Annotated in this window: 7 protein-coding genes; 3 read left to right on the top strand and 4 right to left on the bottom strand. The window is 70.5% G+C overall.

Going from position 1 to position 11,748, the window contains the following annotated elements:
- Positions 1-129 precede the first annotated feature (129 nt).
- From ACZ55U_RS37910 to ACZ55U_RS37900, 3 genes are all read right to left on the bottom strand, one after another.
- Complete coding sequence (locus ACZ55U_RS37910) at positions 130-324, bottom strand: hypothetical protein (protein WP_465533993.1); 195 nt, start codon at positions 322-324, stop codon at positions 130-132.
- A gap of 74 nt (positions 325-398) precedes the next feature.
- Entirely contained in the window at positions 399-1,712 is a 1,314-nt protein-coding gene (locus tag ACZ55U_RS37905) for a cytochrome P450 family protein (RefSeq protein WP_465533991.1), read from the bottom strand.
- Positions 1,713-2,272: 560 nt separating this feature from the next.
- Complete coding sequence (locus ACZ55U_RS37900) at positions 2,273-3,022, bottom strand: hypothetical protein (protein ID WP_465533989.1); 750 nt, start codon at positions 3,020-3,022, stop codon at positions 2,273-2,275.
- Positions 3,023-3,915: 893 nt separating this feature from the next.
- On the opposite strand from ACZ55U_RS37900, the gene ACZ55U_RS37895 reads away from it, so the two are divergent.
- Together ACZ55U_RS37895 and ACZ55U_RS37890 are read left to right on the top strand one after the other, a co-directional pair.
- Complete coding sequence (locus ACZ55U_RS37895; RefSeq protein WP_465533987.1) at positions 3,916-8,310, top strand: AAA family ATPase; 4,395 nt, start codon at positions 3,916-3,918, stop codon at positions 8,308-8,310.
- Positions 8,307-9,203 carry a serine peptidase gene (locus tag ACZ55U_RS37890; protein ID WP_465533985.1) on the top strand — a complete coding sequence of 299 codons (897 nt, stop codon included), beginning with the start codon at positions 8,307-8,309 and terminating at the stop codon, positions 9,201-9,203. The genes ACZ55U_RS37895 and ACZ55U_RS37890 overlap by 4 nt, the downstream gene beginning before the upstream one ends.
- A gap of 392 nt (positions 9,204-9,595) precedes the next feature.
- On the opposite strand, the gene ACZ55U_RS37885 is transcribed toward ACZ55U_RS37890, so the two are convergent.
- The gene (locus ACZ55U_RS37885) at positions 9,596-9,814 is read right to left on the bottom strand and encodes a hypothetical protein (RefSeq protein ID WP_465533983.1); all 219 of its coding nucleotides are present in this window, start codon (positions 9,812-9,814) and stop codon (positions 9,596-9,598) included.
- Positions 9,815-10,072: 258 nt separating this feature from the next.
- On the opposite strand from ACZ55U_RS37885, the gene ACZ55U_RS37880 reads away from it, so the two are divergent.
- The gene (locus ACZ55U_RS37880) at positions 10,073-11,401 is read left to right on the top strand and encodes a HEAT repeat domain-containing protein (RefSeq protein WP_465533981.1); all 1,329 of its coding nucleotides are present in this window, start codon (positions 10,073-10,075) and stop codon (positions 11,399-11,401) included.
- The last annotated feature ends 347 nt before the right edge of the window (positions 11,402-11,748 follow it).

Genomic DNA, 11,748 nt, shown 5'->3' with positions numbered 1-11,748 from the left:
CCAATTTGGGCTTCGACACCTCAAGGATCACAGAGGACGGCGTGTTTCACGTCCAGCCGTAGATCAGCGCATCCACACATACGGCAGGAGAGCCCGAAAGAGGAGGCGCCGGGCCACCACCAAGCCGGGTCACCACCAAGCCGGGTCACCACCAAGCCGGGGCGAGCCCGGCGTCCCGGCCGTCGCCCCGTGGCCGTGGCCGTGGCCGGCGCCGGTGCTTCCACTGCCGGTCTCCGGCGTCCGGGTCTCCTCGCGCACCAGCGCGGTGATCCAGCCGGCGACGCCGCCCGGGAGTCGGACGGCGCGCTGTCCGATTCCATACACGAGGTCCCGATGGACACCCCGGACGCCGTCCCCGGCCCCGGCACCCGGAGCGCCGGCGTGGCAGGCGCGTGCGGCTATGCGGGGCGGGCCACGTTCCCGGCCCGCCCCGCACGGTCCTGAGGCCGCAACCGTACGGGGAGGGACTTCAGATGCCAGTTGACCGGGTTGGTGCCCCGTCGCAGGTGCTCCGGATCGGTGGCGAGCCGCAGGTGGGGGAAGCGGCCGAACAGCGCGGTCAGCGCAACGGCGGTCTCCTCCTGGGCAAGGTGCGCGCCCAGGCAGCGGTGGGCGCCGTGCCCGAATCCGAGGTGGACCTGCTTGCTGCGGCGGGTGCGTCCGAGGTCGAGGCGATCGGGGTCGGTGAAGGCGGCGGGATCACGGTTGGCCGCGGCCACGATCGGCAGGACGGCGTCCCCGGCCCGCACCCGGGTGGCGCCGACGGTGGTGTCGCGGACGGCGTAGCGGGGCAGCGCGCGCACGACGGGCCCGCAGTAGCGCATGAGTTCGTCGACCGCGTACGGCATGAGAGTGGGGTCCTCGCGCAGCAGGGCGAGTTGGCCGGGGTGAGCGAGGAGCACTTCGGTGCTGTTCGCGATGAGGTTGACGGTGGTGATGTGGCCGGCGACGACCAGGTTCGTGATGAGCGCGACGAGCTCGTCGGTGCTCAGCCGGTCGCGGTGGTCAGGTGCGAGCAGTTCGGAGACGAGGTCATCGCCAGGGCGGCTGGTGCGGAGGTCGACCAGGGCGTGGGCGTCGGCGACCATGCCGGCGAGCGCGTCGCCCAGTTCCTCGCCGCAGGTGCCCGCGGCCAGGGTGGCACTCCGCTCCCGCCACCGGTCGCGGTCGGCTTCGGGGACGGCGATGAGCTCACAGATGACGGTGATGGGCAACGGCCGGGCGAAGTGCTCGATCAGGTCGACGACGCCGTCATCGGCGTGGCCCGGCAGCCGGTTGAGCAGCTGGGCGGCGATGGCCTCGATCCTGGGGCGCAGCGCGGCCACGCGGCCCGGGGAGAACGCGGCGGTGACCAGTGCGCGCAGACGGCGGTGGTCCAAGCCGTCCGTGTCGAAGATCCCGGCGCGCAGGTACTTCTCGTACCCCGCGTACATGCCGCGGGCCTGCCAGGTCTGTTCGGTGCGGTGGGCCACCGGCGGACCGGGGACGCTCGCGGCGTCGATGGTGAAGTCGGGACCGCTCATGATCGTACGGATGTCGTCGTGGCGGGTGGCCACCCACATCGGGTCGACACCGGGTACGCGTCCGCGCACCATCCGCTCGCGATCACGGATGCGCGCGTAGGAGAGGAACGGATCACGGACCAGCTCCTGATCGGCCAGGTCCACTGGTTCGTCGTCGGTCTCGCTGCCGTCCTGACCCTGCGTCGTCATGAGAGGTCTCCCAACGGGATGGTCGTTCCTGCCGACATCATGGCGGCAGGACCACACTGGTATGCCGCCACGGATACCGATCCACCTGAACGAACCCATAGGCCGTCAGGCGCCGCGGACCGGTCCGGGACGTCCGGCACGGGCTGGCCGCCGGCACCGCCGCCCACGCCACCATCGTCAATGGCGATGAGCCCGCCGGAGGGCTGCTTCCGCGGGGCCGGCCTCAGCCGAGCAGCCGCACGCTCCAACGTTCCGAGGCCCTTGCGCCGCCGTCCCGGAGTACGCGACCGGCTGCCTCCAGAGCGGCCCTCGCCGCCTGGTCAACGCCTTGCACACCGATCTTCGGGTTCAAGACACAATCAGGCGGGCGAGCAGGTCCCACACCACCACCGGCCCGTGGTGAACAGGTTCTTCCCGTCGCATCCGAAGTACGCGGCGCGCTGGTCCAGGGCGGCCTCGACTCGCTTGGCGAACTCCTCGTAGTTCGACCAGACGTCGAGCGCAGGTCTTGGGACGGTCCGGACGGCCGTGGCGTTGCCCTGTTGCGAGCCCGGGCCGGCTCAGTGGATCCGGAGGGCCTTGACCCCGGAGAGGATCGGGATGAGTTGGTACCGTCCGTCGCCCGGACCGCAGGAAGGCTGGGTGTCGGGGGTGTTGGAGATGTTCGTCCTGGCGTCGAACCGCCCGTCCCCGCTCGGGCCGAAGGTCGTGATGTGGTCGTGGAAGCCGTCGAAGTAGTACATGCACTGGTGCAGGTTCAGGTACCGCCCGGCGGTCAGGTCCAGGGGCGTGGCGCTGGACAGCAGGGGGATGGGGTGATCGGTGCCTCCGCCGCCGCAGCTGACGGCGGTGTCGCGGGTGTCGGAGACGTTGGTGCCGGCGACGAACTTGACGTCGGTGGTGCCCACCACCGTGGTGAGGTGGTCGGAGTCGAAGTCGCTCCAGAACATGCACTGGTGCAGGTTCAGGTAGCGGCCGGACGTCAGGTCGTAGGCCTGGGCGGCCGTGTAGACATTGGGCTCGTACCTGCCGTCCCCGGGGCCGCACACGGCGGCGGGGACGGGGGTGTCCGAGACGTCCGTCGCCGCACTGAACCGCTGGTCCCGGCTCGGGACCAGGGTGGTCATGAGGTCGAAGGTGGGCTGCCCGAGCGGGCTGTTGTAGACGCACTGGTGAAGATTGAGGTAGCGGCCCGCTGCGACCTGTGACGCGCCGTCGACGCTTGACGGGACGGCGGCGGGGGCCGGGCCGGCCAGCGCGGTGACAGACAGAACGGCGGCGAGCAGAGCGGAACGTGGGGCGAGGCGCATGGGGATTCTCCCTGGCGGATACGGCCGCTCCGGTTGAGCGGCTGCCACGCAGGAGATTCCCCGGGGCATCGGAGGACCCGTCGCCACGCTCGCTGATTCACCTGAACCGGCGGCCGCACCGTCGAACGGTAGCGGTACACCCACATCACATCGGCGCGTCGCCAGCGAACGCCGTGATGCGGATCGTGCTGACTCGGCCCCTCCGCGGTGAAGGACTCCGGCTCGAAGGGTGGGCGGTCCGCTCGGGAGGCGGTCACCGCCGGCGGGAACGGGATGGGGAGGATGGTGTGGTGGCGGGCGGTTCGGTCGTCCGCTCGGTTGGGGACGAGGTGAGGGCTTGCTGGATGTGGGCCCGGGGGGCGGCCCAGCGGCTCAGGTCACGCTGGTACGTCCGGCCTTCCTCACCTCCGGCCAGAACCGGGTGAGGGGCGGCAGTCCGACGATCCTGGAGGTTCGGCTGTTCGATGGTGGCGCTCTCCGTCAAGGGTGGCGACTCCGCGCAGAGACAGCGGAGCTGGGCGGGGTCAGTGTCCGCGGTCGTGCCGCGGTTCTTGGGCCGGCCGGGGTGAGGTGGTGTCGGTGCCGGTGAGATGGGCGAGGGCACTGTTGCGCCGGCTACGGGCGTGCCAGGCGAGGTGACCGTCCCTGGTCTGAAACTGTTGAGATCCATGCGTCGGAGCCGAGACGCGGCAGTGGGTTCATCCGGTGTGGCTGCCTGTTCGACTCGTGGGACGTCTGCCGCGTCAGCGTGTGTGTGCGCACATGCTGACGGTCAGCAAGTTGGAGCGGGCAGTCGCTTTCCGATCTCGGTGATCTGGCCACCGCAGAGGGGCGCAGTGTCTATCGTCGAACCGCGTTGCTGATCGGGTTACCAGGAAGCCGGGGGGCGGAGAGTGACGGCGTCGGACATGGAGCAGGCGGGGGACGCGGGCAGGCTGCGGCATGTGGTGCTGTCGCTCGGGATCGCGCTGACGCGGACCGAGGACGGCGACTCGCCGCGGTTGGGCCTGGACGTCCTGGAGGAAGCCCCCGTCCACGCCGACAAGGTCGCAAAGATCCTGGAGGACTTCCGGTACACAACGCAGCGTCCGGCCGCGGTACCGGAGGGGCGGGCCGACTACGGGAAGTTGGTGGAGGCCGCGGTCGAGGCTGAGGACGCCGACGTGCTGATCGTGCACATCGTCGGGCACGGGGAACTGGCCGACGGCAGCAGCGGGAAGCTGTACATCCTGGACAGCGACGGGGAGCGCCTCCGCCAACCGGTGGGTACGTGGATCGACCTGATCGAAGACCAGCCCAGGCAGCACCGGCCGATGACCCTGTTCATCCTGGACGTCTGCTATGCCGGGCAGGCCGCAGTGACCTCCTGGCACTCGCGGATGGACGTGGACAAGCGCCGTGCCTGGGTTTTGGCCGCCACCGGCCCGGACAAGCAGGCGTTCGGCTACCGGCTGAGCCGGGCCCTGGTACAGGTGCTGGGGAAGTACCGCGACCGGGAGGTCCGCTTCGATCCCTCCCTGCGGTACATCCCGCCCGCCACGGTCTGGCGGGACATCGGCCGTGCCGTCGACGAACTGGCCGAACGGACCGGCGGACTGCCGCAGTCGATCCTGACCAGCCTCATCCCCGGCCACGCCGACCTTTCCCACCTGCCGTTCTTCCCCAACCCCTCCTACAACCTCCTCGACACCACTTCGGCACCGGATCTGCCTCCGGAGATCGCCCGCCTGGCCGACTGGGCCGCGGACCCCCTGCACTTCATGCGCCGCGCCGGCGGCGCCGAGCCGGTGGACCGTGACTGGGCCGAGGGCTACTTCAGCGGCCGAACCGCCCAACTGGACACCCTCACCGCATGGCTCGACGACGACACCGCCGGCCCAGGGCTGCGAGTGGTCACCGGGAAGGCGGGCGCCGGCAAGTCCGCGCTCCTCGGCATCCTCCTGTGCGCCGCCCACCCGGCACTGCGCCGCCACACCCGCCCCCTGTGGGCCGCTCTCCACGACCACGTGCCCGGTGAGAACAACCGGATCGCGGCCGTCCACGCACGACGCCTCGGCCTCGACGACATCACCGCCTCCCTGACCCGCCAACTACGCCACATCACCACCCCCGACGACCCCACCCCAGCAGACGAAGAGAACCAGGACACCACCGGCAGCCCGGCACAGCACCTGCTGAACCTGCTGCCCCCCGGAAGCCGTCCGGTCACCGTCGTCATCGACGCCCTCGACGAAGCCCTGAACCCTCAGGAGATCACCACCGCCCTGCTGCTCCCGCTCGCTCGACACGCCCGGACAGTTGGCGCCCGGTTGCGGCTGCTGGTCGCCACCCGCGAGGACGTCCGGTTCGACCAGTTGCTGGATCTGGCACGGGGGGCCGAAGCGTGCACGGACCTGGGCACCATCGCGCCGCATGAGGTCCGCCGGGATGTGGCCGCCTACGTCAGAGGGCTCCTGGCCGCGGACGGCTCCTACGCGCGCGGTGGTCTGCGGGCCGTCCGCGACATCCTTGCGGAAACGATCGCCGAAGCCCTCACCACCGGACAGCCGGGCCGCGACACCCAAGTCCTGCAGTGGGGCGAGTTCCTCACAGCGGGACTCTATGTCCACTACCTCCTGGCCATCCCACCTGCCACCGCACCCGAGGAAGCCGTACGGCTGGGCCGGGCCGTGCCCCGCAGCCTGCCCGACGTCCTCGAACTGGACCTGCGCCGCCACGCCGACCAGGTCCTCCTGCGTCCAGTGCTCACGGCCCTGGCCTTCGCCCAGGGCCGCGGCATGCCCGAAAGCGTCCTGACCCACGCCGCCTCGGCTTTCATCGGCGGCCACGAACATCCCTTGCCGCTAAAGGAGTTGTACGCCGTCCTGGACGGGGAAGCACGCTTCTACCTGCGCCGCGACATCGACACCGACGGCACCACCCTCTACCGGCTCTTCCACGAAGGCCTCGCCGACTGGCTGCGCCAGCCGATGAGCCCACCCGCGAACGAGAGCCTTCCGGTGGCGACGGACTCCTCGCCCGATCGAGCAGAGCTCCTGTTCGATCGGCTCCTGAACTGCGTCCCCCGGGATCCAGCAGGCCACATGCGGTGGCAGCACGCTGTCGGCTATCTGCTACGGCATGCCGCCCAGCACGCCGTCGACGCCGGACGCCTGGATGAGCTCCTCGACGACGCCGACTACCTCCAGTACGCCGACCCCCACACCCTCGCCAACGCCCTGCCTCACTCCCGCTCCGACCAGTCCAGACTCAACGCCGCTGTCTACCGCGCGTCCTGGGGCGTCCACCACGTGCTGCCATCGGCGGCACGGCGCCAGCTCCTTGCGCTTGATGCCGCACGCTTTGGCAACACACCGCTACGGAGCGGGCTGTCCGGCGACTCCGACTGGCAGGTGCAATGGGCAACAGGCAGCCAGGTCTCGCCGGTCCTGGTAGGTACCCTCGGCCACCCCGGCACCCCCGGCATCCGTGCGGTGGCGGTGGCGGTGCTGGAGGGGCGTCCGCACGCCGTCGCCGGCGGCTCCGACGGGGTGGTGCGGGTGTGGGATCTGAGCTCCGGTGTGCAGGTCCGCGAGCTGATCGCTCACCCCGGCGACGAGGGCTTGTGGGCGGTGGCGGTGGTGGTGCTGGATGGCCGCCCGCACGTCATCACCGGCGGCAACGAACGGTGGGTGGGCGTGTGGGACTTGGCTACCGGCACCAAGATCCGCACGCTGACCGGCCACACCTCCAGGGTGCGCTCGATGGCTGAAGTGGTGCTCAATGGCCGTCCGCATATTGTCGTCGGCAGCGACGACTTGGCGCTGGTGTGGGACCTGACCACCGGTGCCCTGGTCCACAAGCTGACCTGCGACGAACCCGAGGGGAACGCGGTGGCGGTGGCGGTGTTGGAGGGCCGTCCGCACGCCGTCGCCGGCGGCAGCCTTCGGGGAACGGTGTGGGTGTGGGACCTGACGACAGGCACCCGGGTCCGCGAGCTCAAGGGCCACACCCACTCGGTGCGTGCGGCGGCGGTGACGGAGCTGAATGGCCGTCCGCACGCCGTCACCGGCTCCATGGACTGGTCGGTGCGGGTGTGGGACCTGACCACCGGCGCCCAGGTCCGCGAGTTGGCCGGTCACACCGACTCGGTGCGTGCGGCGGCGGTGACGGAGCTGAATGGCCGTCCGCACGCCATCACGGGCGACGACAGCCGGTCGGTGCGCGTGTGGGACCTGACCACCGGCGCTCAGGTCCGCGAGTTGGCCGGCCACACCCGCAGGCTGTATGCGGCGGTGGCGACGTCGTTGGATGGCCGCCCGCACGCCATCACCAGCACCGAGAGCGAGGGGTCGATGCGCATATGGGACCTGTCCGTCGAGGCGCAGTTCCGCCAACTGGCCGGCCACACCAACTCGGTGACTTCCGTGGCGGTGGCGATGGTGGCAGGCCGACCGCACGCCGTCACCGCCGGCCTTGACGGGTCGGTGCGGATATGGGATCTGTCCAGCGGGATACAGGTTCGTGAGCTGACTGGCCATGTCCGCGGGGCGACTGCTGTGGTTGTGGCGGTGGTGGATGGCCGTTCGATCGCCGTCACGGGCGACGACGAGGGGTCGGTGCGCGTGTGGGACCTGAGCACCGGCGCGCAGATCCGCATGCTCACCGGCCACAACGACACCGTGCAAGCTGTGGTTGTGGCGGTGGTGGATGGCCGTTCGATCGCCGTCACGGGCGACGACGAGGGGTCGGTGCGCGTGTGGGACCTGAGTACCGGCGCGCAGATCCGCGAGCTGACCGGTCACTACGCCTGGGTCAACGCGGTAGCCGTGCTGGTGTTGGAGGGCCGCCCGCACGTCGTCACCGCAAGCAACGACCGGTCGGTGCGCGTGTGGGATCTGGCCACCGGTTCTCAGGTCGACAAGCTGACCGGACACAACGCCAGGGTTCGTGCGGCAGCGGTGACAGTTCGGAAGGGTCGCCCGATCGCTGTCACGGGCGACGACGAACCGTCGGTGCTGGTGTGGAACCTGACCACTGGCGCGGAGGTCTGTGAACTGACCGGCCACACCCGCAGTGTGCGTGCGGTGGCTACGGCGGTGCTGGAAGATCGCCCGATCGCCGTCACCGGCAGCTGGGACAGGTCGGTGCGGGTGTGGGACCTGACCACCGCTACATGCCTCACGGCATTCCACTTTCCTGATGTGGTGACGGCCGTCTCCGTCACCGCGGACGGAATCGTGGTGGTCGGCTTCGGCCAGGAAGTGGCTGTCCTCAGTCTTGAACCCCTGATCAGGAGGCTTCGTTGACCAGTACCACTGTTGTCTCGCCGCTGCGGGTCGTTGCCGTGCACGGCATCTACAACAGCTTCGGGGCCGGCATCTCCGACACACGCAAGGAACAACTACGGGCCGTCAAGGCCACCGCCTGGGCACGGGACCTTGCAGCCGGCCTCGGAGTCTCCCCGGATCGGCTCGACGTGGACTTCGCCTATTACGCGGACCTGCTCCGTCCCGGGCCTGCAGCCCAGGGAGGGGAGGACGGCGACTTCCTCGACGACCCGCTGGCGCAGGAGATGCTCGATGGGTGGGCGCGGGAGCTGGGAATGACCGAGGAGGTGTCGCAGGGGCACGCTACGGTGCCGCTGCGCGGGTTCGCGTCGTGGTTGGCGCGCAGGTTCGACCTGGCGGAGGGGCCGCTGGGGGTCTTCATCCGGCTGCTGTGCGGTGAGGTCGCCGCGTACCTGCGCTCCGTGGACGCTCCCGAGCGTACAGCGGCGCGTGAGGAGGTCGCGGCGCGGATCGCCCGACACCGGCCGCGCGTCGTCGTCGCGCACTCGTTGGGTTCGGTCGTCGCCTACGAGGCCCTGCACGCCCACCCGGAATTGCAGCCTGAGTTGTTCCTCACGCTGGGTTCGCCGCTGGCGCTGCCCCACGTGGTCTTCGAACGGCTCATTCCCGCGCCGCGTCCCGCCGACGGCACGCAGCCGCGAGGCGCGGGCCTGCCCGGGGGGACGCGCTGGGTGAACATCGCCGACCCCGGTGACCCCGTGGCTGTCCCGCCCCGGCTGGGCAGGTTCTTCGACGGGATCGCCCTGGACCACACCACCGCCATCAGTGCCCTCTTCCGTTTCCATCACGCCGAGAACTACCTGAAGTCAGCGACCACGGCAGCCACCGTCGCCCCCTATCTCAGCATCTGACCCGTGGGGGGCGGCGTCGGTCGATGGGAGATACCGCCGGGTTCGCCGGGGCGGTGAGCTGGGCGCGCAGAGCCTCGTTCTCGATGCTGAGCTCGTTGATCACCAGGCCGTAGGTGGTGACGAGTTCCGCAAGGCCCGCGCAGGGGTCCGGAGCCGGGCGAGCTCGGCCGGTGCCCGGGTGCCCGACTCGGCGGCCTCACCCGGGCCCTTGGACTGCCGCTCGGCTTCGGCGGCACCGGCGTCCGGAAGTGGTCGCGCAGGCCGGTGTGCTTCTGGGCGACGATCCAGTATCCGGCCTGGGCCTCGCCGACGGGCCGGACGGGTACGACACCGGGCGGGGCGGCACGGCCCGCCCGCACCAGTCGCGGTCGGGCCGTCAAGGAGGCTGCGGATCAGGTGTAGACCTCGTGGGCGTACTCCTCACGGCTCAGCTTGAATTCGTCCGGCCGGTCGCGGCGGAGCTCTTCGTATCGCGCGCAGAAGACCCTGAGCGCCTCGTGGAGCCCGCAGCCGGACGCATCCCTGATCATCCGAAGCGCCGGGCCGATACGACGGTCCAGGACGTAGCGGTCCAGGACATCGCGGTCCACACCCTCTGGCAGCTCTTCCATGTGCCAATCGTAGTGACGACGGTTCACTCTGGCACCGCCGGGGTACACCGGCGATGCCGTCGAGGTGGCGCTCGCAGAGCTCCAGCGGGAGAACTTCCGTGCTGTGCGGTTCGTCGATCCACTCTACGGGCTGGCGGAGGCTGTTGACGGAGTAGGAGTTTCGAGCTCCGGAACACCGAAGGCGTTGCGATGGTGACCGGGACGGTCGCCCAGGCCCCTGCAGAACCGGTGTCAGTGGTCCCTGCGAGTGTACGGATCATGAAGCGATCCGACGATCTCCTGACAGGGCTGGACGACATCGACTGGGCGGCCCTGAGGCACGCCTACGGCAGCGCCGAAGACGTGCCTGGCCAGCTCCGGGCGGTGTGCGGACCGGACGAGGAGGCCCGGGAAAGCGCCTTCGGCAGTCTGTTCAACAACATCTTCCATCAAGGCAGCCGGTACTCGGCCTCTCCGTACGCCGTACCATTCCTCACCCGGATTGCCGTCGCGGGCCCGGCCGGCGCCCGGGCCGACTCGCTGCTGCTGCTGACCCGGCTGGCTGTCGACTGGCACGACGAGTACGACCTCCCGCTCGGCATCGACACCGTCGCATGGCGCGCCGCGGCCCTCAGCACGGAAGAGAACCTGCGCTGGTACGACGAGCAGATCGCCGCCGAGACCGACGAGGAGCGGCTGAAGAACCTGCGCGAGGGGCGGGCCTACTGCGCGGCGGGACACCCCGTGGATGCCCGCGAGGGCGCACTGCGCTCCTACGACGCGGTCCGCGCCCAGCTCCCTGTCCTGCTCGAACTGCTCGGCGACCCGGATCCGGAGATCCGCACCAGGACCGCGTACCTTCTCGGCTGGTTCCCCGAGGAGACCGACGCAGCCCTGCCCCCGTTGCTGGCCTGCCTCGACGGCGAGCAGGAACCGGTCTGCGCCGCCACGATCCTCGTCGCGGTCGGACTTCTCGCCGACCACGACCCGAACGGCCGGCTCCGGCGCCACCTCGACCACGGGCACGCTCTGCCGCGTTGGGCCGCCGCCACCGCTCTGGCCCGCGTGCTGGCCGCGCACCCGGCTTCCGCGCCCGGCCTGCCGCCGGCGGAGCGCATCGCCGCCGAACTGGCGGCCTTCGGCGCCAAACCTGCCCCCGAGCCCGCCACCGCCCACCACGCGGGAGACCTGCACAGCTACACCGTCCGGAGTCTGCTGCACCTGATGAGTGCCGCCGAGGAACCGGACGGAGTCCTCCTGGAGATCGTCCGCACCCTTCCCCACATCAGCGAGGCCGGCAGCGCCCCCCGCCCGCTGGCAGCCCGCGCCGAGAACCTGCTGGCAGCCCTGTTCGAACCTGCGGACAGCGCACCGGTGTTCACCGAGCTCTCCCCCGGACGCCGGGAGCTGCTGAGGGTCCTGGCCGGGCTGCTGACCGCCGATGACTTCCAGTCCTGGCCATTCGGCTCCGGCCTCCACGAGCGGTTCACCCAGTACGGTCTCCCCGGCACCCGCCCCGCCCTACGTGCCTACGTCGGCCTGTCCACCGAGGGCGAGGACCCGAATGCTCCTCTCCCCGACCCCTGGGAACCGTTCCGCGACCGCTGAGAACACGACCCACCACGTGCTGGCCAAGTCGACGCACTCCCGCCGCTGTCGACCGGCGAACGGATCGGCTGATCGCGGTCTGCGCACGCGCCGCAGCGCTGGGGGCTGAACGACCCGACGCGCGAGCTGCCCGTCCTCACCACGACCATGGGCGCCGCCCCTGAGGGGCCTCGCCGCCGGCCCACAGTAGCGCCCAGCTTCGGCGGTTCCGCTTCGGCGCCGGTCGTCGGCTGGGGCAGCCGCCAGGCTGGGCTAAGAATTCATCTCATTTGGGGAGTCGGCGGGTGCAGATGAGGGCGGCGGCGATGCTGGCGAAGGCGGCGAAGTGGTCGGCCTTGCGTTCGTAG

The organism is Kitasatospora sp. NPDC034533, from assembly GCF_055575155.1.
The sequence above is the reverse complement of the archived record's forward strand: the minus strand, read 5'-3'. Positions and strand labels throughout refer to the sequence as shown.